This is a genomic window from Hoeflea sp. 108 (assembly GCF_000372965.1).
GTDB lineage: Bacteria > Pseudomonadota > Alphaproteobacteria > Rhizobiales > Rhizobiaceae > Aminobacter.
The window spans coordinates 23,195-38,251 of record NZ_KB890025.1; the positions used below are offsets into that span (position 1 = coordinate 23,195).

Sequence of the window (15,057 nt, forward strand, 5' to 3'; positions counted from 1 at the left end):
GGCGACGATGGAACTCAGTTCCTGTCACCCAGGCAGTCAGCACGCCTATCCTTTTGACAGCAAACAGGCAGACCGGTGCGATCCCGATCCTCCCAAGGAGCGTCGATTTCCGGTCGTTATCAAGGGGATGGCTATGTCACATACACGACGCTCGACACTCAAACTCGCTCTCGGGGCGTTGATGGCCGCGACGGTGCTGGGCTTCTCGGCCCAGGCGTTCGCGCAGTCGGAGACGCCCATCAGGGGCGGCACGCTGGTCTATCTGGAGCAGCAGGCGCACACCAATCTCTACCCGCCGGCGGGTGGCTTTTATCCCAATGGCGGAGTGCTCAACCAGATCACCGACAAGCTGACCTATCAGAACCCCGAGACTCTCGAAATCGAGCCGTGGGTCGCCGAATCCTGGACGGTCAACGACACTGCCACCGAATACACCTTCAAGCTGCGTCCAGGCGTGACCTTCTCCGACGGCACTCCGCTCGACGCTGCCGCCGTCGCCAAGAATTTCGACACGTTCGGCAAGGGCAACAAGGAGCTGAAACTACCGGTCTCGGAGGTCATCAACAACTACGACCGCAGCGACGTGATCGATCCGCTGACGGTGACGTTCCACTTCAAGGCGCCGTCGCCCGGCTTCCTGCAGGGCACTTCGGTGATCGGCTCGGGCCTTGTGTCGCCCAAGACGCTCGAACTGCCGTTCGAACAGCTGGGCGACGCGACCAAGATTATCGGTTCCGGGCCGTTCGTTGTCGCCAGCGAAACGCTTGGACGAGAGCTCGTTCTGAAGGCGCGCGACGACTATGCCTGGGGACCGGCGAAGTTGAAGCATCAGGGCCGGGCACTGCTCGACGAGATCAAGTATCTGATCACACCAGAGGACAGCGTGCGCATCGGCGCGCTGCTCGCCGGCCAGGCAGATTTCATCCGCCAGGTTCAGGCTTATGACGAAAAGCAGGTCGAGGCGGCGGAGTACAAGGTCTACGCACCCGGCACCCGCGGCGTGAACAACTCGGTCGTCTTCCGACCGGACAATCAGCTGGTGGCCGACGTCAAGGTGCGACAGGCACTGCTGCACGCTACCAACGCCAAGGAAATCGTCGAGACGCTGTTTTCGGCCAACTATCCGCAGGCGACCTCGATCATCGCCAAGGCCGCCCAGGGTTATGTCGACCAGTCGGCAAAGCTCGCCTACGATCCGGCCCTGGCCGGCAAGCTGCTTGACGAGGCGGGCTGGACGCTGGGCGCCAATGGCGTGCGCGCCAAGGACGGCAAGGAACTGGTGCTGACCGTCTACGAGTCGCTGCCGCAACCGCAGAACAAGGAGACGCTGCAGCTGATCGCCCAGCAGTGGAACAAGGTCGGCGTCAAGCTCAGCGTGCTGGCGGGCGACTCCGGCAGTGCTGTGGCAGACAACCTCGATCCGCTGAAGACGCCTGTCGCCCCGGCAATGGTCGGCCGCGCCGATCCCGATGTCATCAAGAGCCAGTATTATCCGAAAAACCGCAACGTGCTGCAGCAGAAGGGCGGCGTCAGCGACAAGGTGCAGAGCTTCGTCGACGACAGACTCAATGGCCTGCTCGAAGCGCTCGCCTCGGAGCCGAACCGCGACAAGCGGCTGGCGATTGCTGGAGAGGTGCAGGCCTACGTGATCGACCAGGCCTATGCCATTCCGATCTTCGAGGAGCCGCAGGCCTTCGCAGGAGCGCCCAACGTTCATGACGTCGCCTTCGAGGCGGTTGGTCGCCCGTCATTCTACCGCGTCTGGCTGTCGCCGCGCGATTAAGGCGAGGACGGTCCCGTCTCCGGGCGGGACTGTAGTGCGATCATCTTCGACGGAGACCTCCAATGTCGCGATATGTCATCGGCCGGATAGGCCAGGCGGTGCTCGTCCTGTGGGCGGCGTTTACCGTCAGCTTCGTGTTGCTGCAGCTTTTGCCGGCGGACGGGGTGCTGATCAAGTTCCTCAATCCGGAACTGGGCCTCACGCCCGAGCAGATTGCCGAGATCCGTATCGCCTATGGCGCCGACGCTCCGGTCTGGCAGCAATATCTGTCGACGTTAGGGTCGTTCCTGTCGGGTGATTTCGGCTACTCGGTCCGTGCCGGCGTACCGGTGACGTCCCTGCTTGCGACGACACTGCCGACGACATTGCGGCTGGCGGCCGTGGCGCTTGCCGTGTCGGTGCTGGTCGCTGCTGTTATCGCTTATGTGGCGACCGTCAGCCGAAGTGCCTGGTTGCGCAACACGCTCCAGTCACTTCCGTCGCTGTTCATCTCGATCCCGGTCTTCTGGCTGGGCATTGCCCTGATCCAGGTATTTTCCTTCCGCCTGAAGCTGATTTCGGTGATCAATCCGGGACCGGTGGAAATGCTGGTGCTGCCGGTGCTGGCCATCGCCGTGCCGATTTCGGCGCCGCTGGCGCAGATACTCATCCGCAGCATCGACGAGGTGCGCACGCGTCCCTTCGTGGCGGTAGCGCGGGCCAAAGGGGCGAGCAGCAGGCGCGTGCTCGTGAGCCATATCGCCGGCAATGCCATACTGCCGGTGCTGACCATCGGCGGCGTCCTGTTCGGCGAACTCGTCGCCGGCGCGGTCATCACCGAGACGGTGTTCGGCCTCAATGGCATCGGCGCGCTGACCTATCTGTCGGTCAACACCCAGGATGTCGCCGTTCTCCAGGCGATCGTGCTGATCTCCGCGGCCGGCTTCGTGCTCACCAATCTCATCGTCGATCTGCTTTATCCCGTCTTCGATCCCCGTCTTCGCAATCCAGCAGGAGCCAGCGCATGACCATCATCGATTCATTGGGTGCAGTCGGTGGTATCGCCCCCCAAGCCGGTAATGCCGACGCTGACCGCGATGCCTTTTTCGCAAGGCTGAAAAGCTTGCAGCCAGGCCTGGTGCTGGCGTGGCTGGTGATTGCCCTGGTGGTGCTGTGGGCACTCCTGCCGGGACTGTTCACCGGCTACAGCGGCACCGAGGGCGTCGCCTCCGAGAAGCTCGCCGGGCCCAGCGCGCAACACATACTGGGCACCGATGCGCTGGGCCGCGACGTCTATGCGCGCATCGTCTATGGCGCGGTCCACTCACTGAGCGGCGCATTTGCCGCCGTCGGCGTCGGGCTGTTCGTCGGGACTGCGCTCGGCGTGTTTGCCGCGGCAGTCGGCGGGCGGGTCGAGGACGTCGTCATGCGCGTCGTCGATGTGCTGTTGTCGATCCCGAGCCTGCTGTTGTCGCTCAGCATCATCATTCTGCTCGGCTTCGGCACGGTGAATGCGGCCATTGCCGTCGGCGTCGCCTCCATCGGCAGCTTTGCCAGACTGGCTCGTTCCGAGGTGGTCCGCGTGCGTCGCAGCGACTATGTCGAGGCTGCCTTTGGCAGCGGCGGCCGCTTCACGTCGGTGTTGCTGCGGCACGTGCTGCCAAATTCGCTGACCCCAGTCATCGCCTTTGCCGCGCTGCAGTTCGGCAATGCCATCCTCAACATCTCGACGCTTGGCTTTCTCGGCTATGGCGCGCCGCCGCCGACGCCGGAATGGGGCCTGCTGATCGCGGAGGGCCGCAATTACGTCTCGACAGCGTGGTGGCTGACGACGGCACCCGGCGTCATCGTCGTGCTGGTCGTGCTGTCGGCCAATCGCATCAGCCGTTCCTTCGGCAGGAGCCGCGCATGACCGAGTTGACTGTGGCCAACAAGACAGCACCGGCCGGTTCGGCGGCGCCTGTGCTCGAAGTCGACAAGCTTGAGGTCTCTTATGGGCACGGGACGCACCGCGAGACTGTCGTTCACGGCATCTCGTTTTCGGTGCAGCCGGGCGAAGTGGTGGCGCTGGTCGGCGAATCCGGCTCAGGCAAATCGACGACGGCGCATGCCGTGATCGGGCTTCTGCCCGAAAACGGCCGCGTCGAGGGCGGCGACATCAGGCTGAGCGGCACAAGCATTGCGGGTTGGCCGGACAAGCGCCTGGACACGATCCGCGGCAAGGTGATCAGCCTCATCTCGCAGGATCCGGTGAGCTCCCTTAATCCGGTCAAGACCATCGGCGACCAGGTCGGCGAGATCCTCAAGGTTCATCAGTGGGGCGACCGGCGCGCGATCGACGAGCGTGTCATCGAATTGCTGGATCGTGTCGGATTGCCACAGCCGGAGCTCAGGGCCAGGCAGTATCCGCACCAGCTCTCAGGGGGTATGCGCCAGCGCGTGCTGATCGCGATTGCCGTGGCGCTGCGGCCGGCGCTGATCATCGCCGACGAACCGACAAGCGCGCTCGACGTGACCGTCCAGCGCCGCGTGCTCGATCTCATCGACGAGCTGCGGGTCGAGTTCGGGACATCGGTGCTGCTGGTAACGCACGACCTCGGCGTCGCCGCCGACAGGGCCGACCGGATCGTGGTGCTGCAAGGCGGGCAGATCCAGGAAACGGGCACCGTGACCGACGTGCTGGCCTCGCCAAAGTCGGCCTACACCCGGCAACTGCTCAAGGACGCGCCGGCCTTTGCTGCGCCGAAGGCGACGAGGAGCCGGTTCCGGGCGAACGCCGAACCAGCGGTCGTCGTGGAAAAACTGGTGCAGCATTTTCCGCTGTCGGGCGGCAGGCAGCTCTGCGCTGTCGACGGCGTTTCCTTCACGGTCGCACGCGGCACCACTCACGCTCTCGTCGGCGAATCCGGCTCGGGCAAGACGACGACGGTCCGCGCCATCGCCGGATTCCAGAAGCTCGAGTCCGGCCGCATCGTGGTCGACGGTCAGGAGGTCTCGTCCCTGCGCGGCGAGCAGCTGCGCCAGTTTCGCCGGCGGATCCAGCTCGTCTACCAGAACCCGTTCGCCTCGCTCGATCCCCGGCAATCGATCTTCGATATTGTCGAGGAGCCGCTGCTCAACTTCGACCCCGTGCCGAAAGCCGAGCGCCGGGAACGTGTGCATGCCATCCTGCAGCGGGTCGGACTGCCGGAGGCCGCGCTGACCCGCCTGCCGGCGGCACTGTCCGGCGGGCAGCGCCAGCGCGTGGCGATTGCTCGCGCGATCATCCTGAACCCTGAGATTCTTGTGCTCGACGAGGCAGTTTCCGCTCTCGACGTCACCGTGCAGGCCCAGATCCTCGAGCTGCTGGACGAACTCCAGCGTTCGCTCGGCTTGACCTATCTGTTCGTGTCCCACGACCTCGCCGTTGTCAGGCAGATCGCCGACACCGTGTCGGTGCTGCGTGACGGCAAACAGGTGGAGCAGGGCAGCGTCGAGGAAGTCTTCGAGCGTCCTGTTCACGACTACACCGGCGAACTCATCGCCGCGATACCGGGCAACCGGCTGAAGGCCAGCGCCGGCCTCGTTGGCAGGATACGCGAACCAGCTGAAGGAACTGCACAATGACCGAGAAGACCAAGCGGCTCGGGTTCTTCACCCGTTTGCTGGAGGAGGCGTCGCCTGCCGATCGCTATCGCTTCGCCACCGAGCAGATCCTGACCGCGGAGCGGGAAGGTTTCGACACCGCCTGGGTGGCGCAGCATCATTTCCGGGCCGCGGAAGGTGGGCTTCCGTCGCCGCTGATCCTGCTTGCCAATGTGGCCGCCCGCACCCGTGCCATCCGGCTCGGAACCGGCATCATCACGCTGCCGCTGGAAAATCCCCTGCGCGTCGCCGAGGATGCGGCGGTGCTCGACCTCATGTCCGGAGGGCGGCTGGAACTGGGGGTCGGCTCGGGCGGAACGCCTTCGTCCTTCACCGCTTTCGGGCTGGACAGCACCAGGCGCGGCGAGCTGCTCGGCGCGCATCTTGAGGTGTTGCGCAACGCCTTCGCCAATCGGCCGCTCGCCGGCGGCGACACGCTCTACCCGGCAGCACCTGCCCTTGCCGGACGGATCTGGCAGGCCACCTTCTCGGTAGAGGGTGGTCGGCGCGCCGGTCTCGCCGGCGACGGTCTGATGCTCTCGCGTACGCAGCCACGGCCGAAGGACAATCCGAACGCCACGCTGGATGAGGTACAGAACCCGATCATCGACGCCTATCTGGAGGCGCTGCCTTCGGGCATCGCGCCGCGCATCCTTGGGTCGCGCAGCCTGTTCGTGGCCGACAGCCATTTGGAAGCCCTGCAGCTTGCCGAGAAGGGACTGCGCCGGGTGCGCGATCACTTCATCGCCACCGGCCATACCCCGCCTGGCGACAGCGTCGAGGAGCTTGCGACTGCATTCGACACCCATGCGGGATCGCCCGATGCGGTGGTCGCCAGTCTGTCGGCCGACACCAGTCTCAGGCGTGTCACCGACGTCGTGTTCCAGGTCCATTCGGTCGATCCCGGACATGAGCGAACGCTGCGTTCCATCGAACTCACCGCCCAAAAGGTCGCACCAGCGCTCGGCTGGGGCAGGGCCGCACCCGCATCCCCGAAACTTGTTGCCTGAACGGAGGCCATGACCATGAGCAACCCTGACATCATCGACGAGCTTGCCGGCATCGTTGTCGGCTCCAGGCTGGATCTCATCCGCTACGACCGCGTCGAAGCCCGCGACAATGCGCAGAAAAGCTACCTGGCGCTGTTCGATCCCGACGACCAAAGCGACGTCTCGGTCCGCGACCGCTTCGCCATCGCAAGCTTCGTCGCTGGCCTGCATGGCGACGACAGGGTGACGCGGCACTATCTTGCCCAGCTGGATGCCGAGAAGCCGTCGAAGGCGGTGTCGAGCGCCATCGAGCACGAGGTGCAGCAAGGCAAGGCCAGCGGCCCTTATGGCGCCTATCCCGCCGGGCCGCTGACGCGGGAAAATGTGACCGGTCCAGCCTACAGGGTCGCCGCCGCCAACCGCGATGTGCTCGGCTCGAAGCTGACTGCCGCGCTCGAACACGCGCATCTTTTGGTGCTGCATCCGCGTGATGCCGGCCCGGCAGCGTTGCAGGCCTTGCTTGACACCGGCTGGAGCACGACCGGCATCGTCACGCTGTCGCAGATCGTTGCCTTCCTCGCCTTCCAGATCAGGGTGGTGGTCGGCTTGCGCGTGCTCGACAGGAAATTTGCAGCCGACCGCCTCGACGCGGCGGAATGACAGGGAACATCACCATGACCGATCAAGTGATCACCTATCCCGACAACATCGAGCCCAATGTCTTCACCCGCGAAGAGCTTGGCTGGGTGCCATGGCTGCAGCCGCTGTCCGAGGACGAACTGACCGACCGCCATCGCGCCGGCCTGGTCGACCCCTCACGCGCCAAGTCGCCCTATTTCATGCTTCTGGCGCGCGACCCGGATATCCTTGCTGCGCGCACGAAGACCGACAAGGATATCTTCTACAACACCAAGACCGGCCTGCCGCGGGCCGAGCGTGAGATCGCAGCCGCCGCTACGTCGCGCACCAATGGCTGCATCTTCTGCGCCTCCGTCCACGCGCGCTTCGCCTGGCAGCACTCCAAGCGCAGCGACGATGTTCAGAAGTTGCTCGGCGAGGGCATTTACGCCGACATCGACCCGAGCTGGAACGCCATCATCGATGCGTCCGCCGCTCTGACCAAGACGCCGCAAGGCTTCACCGAGAGCCACATCGACGAGCTGCGTCGGGCCGGGCTGGATGACGTCGCGATCGTCGACGTGATCAACGGCGCGGCCTTCTTCAACTGGGCCAACCGCCTGATGCTGTCGCTGGGCGAACCAACGCCGCCGGCCGCAGCAGCGTGAAGCCTTGGGCGTAAGAAATGGCTCATAGAGTGCGAAAGGCCGGCGCCGCCCGACAAAATCCCGCGCCCGGCGCGATATCTCTTATTCTGATGGAAATATCAGGTTGCGGAGGTGATACATCAGTTGTAAGCATTCGGTTCCGGTCAGATGATCGGCTGCACGCGGTACGGAGGAGTCTCGCGCATGTCTTCAATCACTCGTCGTGAGCTCTTGGCTGTCGCGGCAGCCACCGCTTTGGCCTCTTCTCTTGCCCTGCCTGCCTGGGCGCAAAAGCAGCCCAAGCTTGAGTTCCTCTATTCGCCTTACGCCGACTACGCGCCGTTCTTCGTCGCCAAGGAATTCGGCTATTTCGACGAATTCGGCGTCGAGGTGACGCTTTCGCCCAAGGGCGATACGGCTGAGACGATCCAGATGCTCGCTTCCGGCAACATCGAGGCCGGTGGTGCCACCTGGGGTGCAAGCCTGTTCAACGCGCTTGACCGTGGCGCGACTGTTTCCATTATCGCTACCTTGGCCCGCATGCCGAACACGGTTCCGTCGCCGTCGCCCTTCATGGTCTCGCAGAAGGCCTGGGACGAAGGGATCAAGACGGTCGCCGACCTCAAGGGCAAGCGCGTCGGCATTCCCGGTCCGGGCGGGTTTGGCATGTACTCCACGGCCAAGGCGCTCGAAAAGGGCGGGCTGACGCTCGAGGACGTCGAGGCGGTCTTCCTGCCGCCGCCCGCCACTGCAGCCGCCTTCGCCAACGGCGCGCTGGAAGCCGGCTGGAGCATCGAGCCCTTCGCCCATCAGCTCGAGAAGGAAGGCCTTGGTCGTCGCCTCGTCGAGGACCACACTTTCGGCACCGAACTCGGGCTGATCGCCTTCAACCAGGATTTTGTCGCCGCCAACGAGGATCTCGTTGTGCGCTTCATGGCGGGTTATCTGAAGGCGGCGCGCCTGCTCGACAATGGCGGATGGCAGGACGACAAGGTCGTTTCGGTCGTGTCGAAATATACCGGCACCGAGCCAGACACATTGCGCGGCATCCCCTACACCGTGCGTTCCGAGGACGGCGCCATCGACATGGCTTCGGTGCGCGAGCAGGAGGAATTTTTCCGGAAGCGCGGCACGCTCGAATATGAGGGGCAGGCCAAGATCGACGAGGTCTATCGCCTCGATCTGCTGAAAGCCGCCAACGACCTGCTCGCAAGCAAAAAGTGATGGCGGCCGTGGGTGAGGCGGTGCGTCCGTCCGTGGCGGAGGCAACTGCGCCGGCCATCGAGGTCAACAATCTGACCAAGGCCTTCTATGACAGCGAAGGCGACCGCGTCACCGTGGCCGTCTCCGATGTCAGCTTCTCGGTGGCGCGTGGTGAGTTCGTCTGCATCGTCGGCCCCAGCGGTTGCGGCAAGACCACGGTGCTGCGCATCCTCGCCGATCTCGAGCAGCAGCTCGCCGGCACGGTGAAACTGCACAGCGCGACCCCGCCGGCCATGGTCTTCCAGGAGGCATCCGTGTTGCCCTGGCTGACGGTGTCGGAGAACATCGCGTTTCCGCTCAGCCTCAAGGGTGTCTCCCGGGCAAAGCAGGAAGCGCGGGTGAGCGAGCTCTTGGCGCTGACGGGTCTCACCGACTTTGCCAACGCACGCCCTCACCAACTCTCAGGCGGCATGAAGCAGCGCGTCTCGGTGGCGCGCGCTCTGGTCGACGACCGCGAAATCCTGTTGATGGACGAGCCCTTCGGCGCGCTCGACGAGCAGACTCGCCTCGTCCTGCAACAGGAGTTGTTGCGGATCTGGGAGACGACCGGCAAGACCGTCGTCTTCATCACTCACAGTGTCGACGAGGCGCTGACGCTGGCCGACCGCGTGATCGTCATGTCGCCGCGCCCCGGCACATTGGTCGCCAATCTGACGGTTCCCTTCGAACGGCCGCGCGACGTCGTCGAGATGCGGCGGGACAAGCGGTTCTGGGACATGACTTACGAGGTCTGGCGTCTGCTGGCCTCTCCTGCGGGAGCTTGAGATGAGCGCCACTCCCTTGACGCTGACGGAAGAGCAATGGCGTCGGTTGAAGGCGCCGGCGCGGCGCGAACGCATCTTCCGCATCGTGTCTTATTTCAGCCCGCTGCTGCTGCTTCTGCTGTGGGAACTGTGCAGCCAGTTCAATCTGATCGACCGGCGCTTCTTCCCGGCGCCGAGCGCAATTGCCGGCACCGCCTGGCGCATGATCGTAAGCTTCGAACTGTTCGAGCATATAGGCGCTACGCTGCGTCGCGTCGGCATCGGTTATGTCATGGGTGCCGTGCCCGGCATCATCATGGGGCTCATCCTCGGCCTGTCACGACCGGTGCGCCGGATGCTGGGGCCGATTTTTGCAGCTCTCTATCCCGTGCCGAAGATCGCCATTCTGCCGCTGATCCTCTTGATCTTCGGCGTTGGCGACGCATCGAAGTTCGTCGTCATCGCCATCGGCGTGTTCTTCCTCATGTTCTACAACACCATGGGCGGGGTGATGCAGACGCCGCAGATCTACATGGACGTCGCCAAGAATGCGGGTGCGACCAGATTGCAGATATTCCGGCGCATCGCTTTCCCGGCAGCGCTTCCGAGTATCTTCACCGGACTGAAGCTCGCCGCCGGTTCGTCCTACATCATCATCGCGGCCGCCGAGTTCCTGGGTGCGCGCAGCGGCGTCGGCTTCTTCATCTGGGCTTCGTGGCAGACTTTTGCGGTGTCGCGCATGTTCGTCGGCATCGTCGCCATCTCCGCCATGGGTTATCTCACCATCCTCGCGCTCGAGGCGCTGGAGCGGCGTTTCGTGCCCTGGGCAAAGCACTGAGGGGCTGAGGAGCACAAGCGCATGATCGTCGACGCCGATGCAATCGCCCATGCACCTGTCTCGGAGCGCATCTACCTGGCGCTGCGCCAGGAAATCATGCGCTGCGAGATCGTGCCGGGAACGACGCTCGACGCAGCTTCTATCGCCAGCAAGTACGAGGTCTCCAAGACGCCGGTGCGCGATGCCATGCAGAAGCTCGCCTCCGACGGGCTGGTGACGATCCTGCCACGCAGCGGCTACCGTGTCGCGCCCATCACCTTCCAGGCCGTGCACGACATCCTCGATATGCGCATGGCAATCGGACCGCATGCGGCGAGGCAAGCGGCGCGCTATGCCACGCCTGCCGAGATTGCGCTGCTGCGCCAGATCGTCAGGGAATATGCCGCGCCGATGGATATCGGCACCATGCAGCAGGTGGCCAGGCGCTTTCACATCGCCATTGCGCGTTGCAGTCGCAACAAGCGCGTCGTCGCCCTTTCGGAGACGCTGTTCGACGAGCTCGAACGCCTGCTGCGCTTCGCCATCGACTTCACCGTCAAGGCAGGGGAGCACTCCGACGAGCACACGGCACTCGTCGATGCAATTGCGGCCGGCGACGGTGAGCGGGCTGCGGCAATCGAGTTCGAGCATATCAAGCATTCCAGGGAATTCCTTATCGAGCGCCTGATGACCTTGGGCTATCTGTCGGAAAGCGAAATCCAGCTTGGTGGCGCGCGGAGCCCCGGCGAATGATCCCGATCCCTGAAGCAGTTGGTCGGCTGTCCGCAGCGCTGGGCGACAGCCCGGCAGCGAAGCTGGCGGCTTCGGCGTTGGTCGAGGCCGATGCGTTCGGCTTGCCGCGCTTCGGCATTGCCATGCTCGATGAATGGACTGTCGATGCTGCCCCGGTGCCGGCGAGCGATGGTGAACAGGCCATAAGTTGGCTCGACTGCACTTCCTGCTTTGCGCCACTGGCGGTCGCAAGTGCCACGCTCGACCTGGCCAGGACCGCGCGACAGTTCGGCGTCGCTGCCGTCTTCCTGCGCGGCGTCAGGGGCTTTGGTAGACTCGCTCCCTTTGTCCGCCATCTCGCCGATGCCGGGCTGCTTGCCATCGCCGGCGCCGAGGGGCCGCCTTTCGTAGCGCCCCATGGCGGCACCCGTCCGGTGATAGGGACCAACCCACTGGCGCTTGCCATGGGGCAGGGCGTCGATCGCGTGGTCATCGATGTTGCCACCAGCACGGCCACCATGGCCGATATTCGCAATGCCCGTGTTTCTGGCGCGACATTGCCTGAAGGGATCGCTCTGAACAGCGAAGGCCGGCCGACCAGTCTCGCATCAGAGGTTGCGGCCCTGCTGCCGCGCGGCGGACAGATCGGTTCGCTGTTAGGGCTCGTTGTCGAACTCATGGCTGGCGTCGCCGGCGGCGGCAGGGGTGATCCGAAAGGTCGGGGCGTGTTCCTGCTCGCCTTCGATCCGGCCCGGGCCGAAGTCAGCATCGACTGGCAAGCCAGGCTCGCCGGGCTGAACAGCGACTGGACCGATGGCGGCGGTCACTGGCCGCGTGGCGGCAGCCTGTCGCCAGAAGCCAAGCTGGGCGGCGATTTCGAAGAGCGTCTCGACTCCTATCTCGCCCACATGACCGGCCAGGCAGGCCGATGATCACGTCGGCTACCCTGTTGCAGAGTTTGTAATCCCGATGACCACAAAGCCCGCTTCAGCCCCCGTCTTTTCCATCGATGCCGTCGACGGCCTGATCGACGAGCCGCGCCGGATCGTCGTCTCCGGCCTCGCGCCTGATGAGCTCGTCGCCATCTCCGCCCGCACCGAGCGTTCACGCGGCGTGACCTGGATGAGCCAGGCGACCTTCATGGCCGATGGGCAAGGCGTGGTCGACCTGACCCGTGACGCGCCCGTCGGCGGCGACTATGCCGAAGTCTCGGCCATGGGGCTGATCTGGAGCCAGCAGCCGGTCGACAGCAGCAGCGCCGAGCTTTTTGCCGACGATGTCATGCAGCCCCTGCGGACGACGCTGACCGCGGAAACCGCCGATGGCGTGCGGGCCGAGGCCAGGCTCTCCCAGGGGTTCGCCGCGCCTGGCGTGGAGCGGCAGGAAATCCGCAAGGACGGGCTGGTGGGCACGCTGTTCACGCCGGTCGGACAAGGTCCTCATCCCGTCGTGGTGGTGCTCAACGGCTCCGGTGGCGGGATCAATGAGCCACGGGCGGCCCTGCTTGCCTCCCGTGGCTACCGGGCCTTTGCGCTCGGTTACTTCAAGGCGCCGGGTCTGTCGCCCTTCATCACCGAAACTCCGCTCGAATATCTCGAGACCGGCCTGCGTTGGGCGCGGCGGGAACTTCAGCCAAAGGACGGCTTCGTTGCGGTCAGCGGTCAGTCGCGTGGCGGTGAGCTCGCTCTGCTGCTTGGCGCCACCTTCCCGGAACTCGTCTCCGCCGTGATCGCATTCGTGCCTGGTGCAATGGTCCACGGTGCCCAGGGCGCCGGCGACCCGGCACGCGGCGGCTGGCAAGGCACGACCTGGACGAGGGGCGGCGAGCCGCTGCCGCATCTGTGGCAGAACAATGCTGCCGTCCATTGGCATCCCTGGGCCGGCGATGTCCCGCCCAGCCGGCATCATTCGGTCTTCTTCGAGGGGTTGAAGGACACAGAACTTGCCGCACGTGCGCGTATTCCGGTCGAAAACATCGCCGCTCCGGTTCTGCTGATTTCAGGCCGCGACGACCGCGCTTGGCCGTCCAGCCTCTATTCCCGCATGGTCGTCTCGACATTGCGGAAGCACGATCATCCGCATCTGGTCCGCCATCTCGACTTCGACGACGCCGGCCACGCCATCAACCTGCCGATCGTGCCGTCGACCCAGATCAGCCGCCTGCATCCGGTATCGAAGGTGCCCTACACGAACGGCGGCACGCCCTCCGGCAACTCAAGCGCCGACACCGGCTCCTGGCACGGGATGCTCGCCTTCCTGGAGGAGACCACCGGTACAGCTCGGAATGCCCAAGCAAAAAGCTGAATTCTTCGAAAGGGAGACGAACATGCCCACAAAAGAACATTTGGAAGGCCAGTGGCGTGAATGGCGCTACGCCCATGTCGCCAAGATGTTCCGCCCCTATGGCTGGACCTCGCTGGTTGCCCAGTACTGGCTGGAAGCGGACGACAAGGACCTGAGCTTCGACCTGCTGCCCGGCACCTGGTCGGTCGAGAACGGCCGGGTCATGTATACTCCGCCTGCCTCGGGGGCGAACCTTTCGGTCAACGGCAAGTATCCGACGGGGCCGGTCGAGATCATCCCTGGCCGCAACCAGACTTATGGCCATGGTAAGAGCGAGCCGGTCTATTTTGGCGTCAACGAGGTCGAGACCATTCTGCGCAGCAAGAATGACGGCCAGTCGCTCTATGGCGTGCGCGTGCGCGATCCGAGGGTGGCGACGACGGTCGAAGAGGCAGGCGTCACCGCCTTCGATTACGATCCCGCGTGGCGCATCCCCGGCGTCTACACGCCGACCGGAACGACCGAATACGAAGCAGAGACCGTGGAGGCCGGCGTGCGTGAATCGACGCCGCGCATCGGCACCTTCACCTTCGATCACAACGGCAAGAGCTACACCGTCGAGCTGATCGGCAAGGACACGGCATCAGGCATACAGCCGGTGGCGCATGTCCGCGACAAGACCAGCGGCCCCGTCACCTACGGCGCCGGCCGTGTCATCGAGCTTCAATTCACCGATGACACCAACAGCCGCATCGACTGGATCGATTTCAATTACGCTGTCGCGCTGCCATGCGCCTTCACCAACTTCGTCACCTGTCCGCTCGTCCCTCGCGAGAACCAGCTCGATTTTGAGGTGCTCGCCGGCGAAAAGCGCCCCGCGCAGGATGTGGCGAGGACAATGACCTACCAGGCCGGAGCAAACGCTGCCTGAGACAGGCAGTTGGTAACTCCAGGTGTCCATGATGGACACCTGCGACACCTGGCGGTGAAGGGCGGCGGCGTTGATGCTGTTGAGGCCGAAGAACATGCTGCGCGCGTCGCACTCGACATGCCAACTAGGAAATGGACAGGATCTCGAGTTCGCGCTGGCCTAGCTGGACGACGTCGCCAACTCTCTTGCCTGTCAGCGCGATGGCTACAGGCGAGCCGTGCGATATGGAAGCCTGGGACGGGTTTGCCTCATCCTCGCCGACGATGCGGAAGGTCTGCGTGCGGCCGTCGTCGCGCTCAAAGGTGACGGTGTGGCCGAAGGCGATGACTTCATTGGAGGTCGGCACCGGCATCAGCTGGGCCGTACGAACGCGCTCGGCGTAATAGCGCATGTCACGGACCGGAACCGCCGATTGCCGGCGCCTCTCGTTGACATCTTCCAGCTCGTTGGCGGCCGCAAGAGCCTGCTGGGCGCTGGCCAATTCGTCCTGCAGCATTTTGAGGCCGGCCTCGGTGACGAGGTTGATCCGATCGGAGATGGGACGCGCCGGCAGGATGGTTTCGGATGCCGCCTCGGCACTTTCCTCCTTGGCAAACGCTACGCTCAATTGGTGGGCACTCCTCGTCGAACACTGTCAGCAAGCGGATA

General features: G+C 64.4%; 15 protein-coding genes. 14 read left to right on the plus strand and 1 reads right to left on the minus strand.

What is annotated here, in order from left to right; genetic code table 11:
- Positions 1 to 181 precede the first annotated feature (181 nt).
- The 14 genes from B015_RS0126135 to B015_RS0126200 all read left to right on the plus strand — a co-directional run bounded on the left by B015_RS0126135 (position 182) and on the right by B015_RS0126200 (position 14,409).
- The gene (locus tag B015_RS0126135; RefSeq protein WP_018430714.1) at positions 182 to 1,783 is read left to right on the plus strand and encodes a TIGR04028 family ABC transporter substrate-binding protein; all 1,602 of its coding nucleotides are present in this window, start codon (positions 182 to 184) and stop codon (positions 1,781 to 1,783) included.
- A gap of 62 nt (positions 1,784 to 1,845) precedes the next feature.
- Positions 1,846 to 2,790: an ABC transporter permease gene (locus B015_RS0126140; protein WP_018430715.1), complete on the plus strand. Its 945-nt coding sequence runs from the start codon at positions 1,846 to 1,848 to the stop codon at positions 2,788 to 2,790.
- Positions 2,787 to 3,674 carry an ABC transporter permease gene (locus B015_RS0126145; protein ID WP_018430716.1) on the plus strand — a complete coding sequence of 296 codons (888 nt, stop codon included), beginning with the start codon at positions 2,787 to 2,789 and terminating at the stop codon, positions 3,672 to 3,674. The genes B015_RS0126140 and B015_RS0126145 overlap by 4 nt, the downstream gene beginning before the upstream one ends.
- Positions 3,671 to 5,368: an ABC transporter ATP-binding protein gene (locus B015_RS0126150; protein WP_018430717.1), complete on the plus strand. Its 1,698-nt coding sequence runs from the start codon at positions 3,671 to 3,673 to the stop codon at positions 5,366 to 5,368. Before B015_RS0126145 ends, B015_RS0126150 begins: the two co-directional genes overlap by 4 nt.
- On the plus strand, positions 5,365 to 6,396 hold the full coding sequence (locus tag B015_RS0126155; protein WP_018430718.1) for a putative FMN-dependent luciferase-like monooxygenase: 1,032 nt from the start codon (positions 5,365 to 5,367) through the stop codon (positions 6,394 to 6,396). Before B015_RS0126150 ends, B015_RS0126155 begins: the two co-directional genes overlap by 4 nt.
- A 15-nt stretch (positions 6,397 to 6,411) precedes the next feature.
- The gene (locus tag B015_RS0126160; protein ID WP_051092008.1) at positions 6,412 to 7,035 is read left to right on the plus strand and encodes a CMD domain protein; all 624 of its coding nucleotides are present in this window, start codon (positions 6,412 to 6,414) and stop codon (positions 7,033 to 7,035) included.
- A gap of 14 nt (positions 7,036 to 7,049) precedes the next feature.
- Positions 7,050 to 7,661 carry an alkylhydroperoxidase domain protein gene (locus B015_RS0126165; RefSeq protein WP_026227748.1) on the plus strand — a complete coding sequence of 204 codons (612 nt, stop codon included), beginning with the start codon at positions 7,050 to 7,052 and terminating at the stop codon, positions 7,659 to 7,661.
- Positions 7,662 to 7,844: 183 nt separating this feature from the next.
- On the plus strand, positions 7,845 to 8,864 hold the full coding sequence (locus B015_RS0126170; RefSeq protein WP_051092009.1) for an ABC transporter substrate-binding protein: 1,020 nt from the start codon (positions 7,845 to 7,847) through the stop codon (positions 8,862 to 8,864).
- A complete protein-coding gene (locus tag B015_RS0126175) occupies positions 8,864 to 9,667 on the plus strand; it encodes an ABC transporter ATP-binding protein (RefSeq protein WP_018430722.1) in 804 nt (267 codons plus the stop codon). Before B015_RS0126170 ends, B015_RS0126175 begins: the two co-directional genes overlap by 1 nt.
- Before the next feature lies 1 nt (position 9,668).
- Positions 9,669 to 10,484, plus strand: a complete 816-nt coding sequence (locus B015_RS0126180; protein ID WP_026227750.1) for an ABC transporter permease — start codon at positions 9,669 to 9,671, stop codon at positions 10,482 to 10,484.
- Positions 10,485 to 10,505: 21 nt separating this feature from the next.
- Positions 10,506 to 11,216: a GntR family transcriptional regulator gene (locus B015_RS0126185; protein WP_018430724.1), complete on the plus strand. Its 711-nt coding sequence runs from the start codon at positions 10,506 to 10,508 to the stop codon at positions 11,214 to 11,216.
- Entirely contained in the window at positions 11,213 to 12,127 is a 915-nt protein-coding gene (locus B015_RS0126190) for an Ldh family oxidoreductase (protein WP_018430725.1), read from the plus strand. Before B015_RS0126185 ends, B015_RS0126190 begins: the two co-directional genes overlap by 4 nt.
- A 37-nt stretch (positions 12,128 to 12,164) precedes the next feature.
- A complete protein-coding gene (locus tag B015_RS0126195) occupies positions 12,165 to 13,499 on the plus strand; it encodes an acyl-CoA thioester hydrolase/BAAT C-terminal domain-containing protein (RefSeq protein ID WP_018430726.1) in 1,335 nt (444 codons plus the stop codon).
- A 22-nt stretch (positions 13,500 to 13,521) separates the two neighbouring features.
- Positions 13,522 to 14,409 carry a DUF1684 domain-containing protein gene (locus tag B015_RS0126200; RefSeq protein ID WP_026227751.1) on the plus strand — a complete coding sequence of 296 codons (888 nt, stop codon included), beginning with the start codon at positions 13,522 to 13,524 and terminating at the stop codon, positions 14,407 to 14,409.
- Between the two features lie 124 nt (positions 14,410 to 14,533).
- On the opposite strand, the gene greA is transcribed toward B015_RS0126200, so the two are convergent.
- Positions 14,534 to 15,016: a transcription elongation factor GreA gene (gene greA / locus B015_RS0126205; RefSeq protein ID WP_018430728.1), complete on the minus strand. Its 483-nt coding sequence runs from the start codon at positions 15,014 to 15,016 to the stop codon at positions 14,534 to 14,536.
- Positions 15,017 to 15,057: the final 41 nt, after the last annotated feature.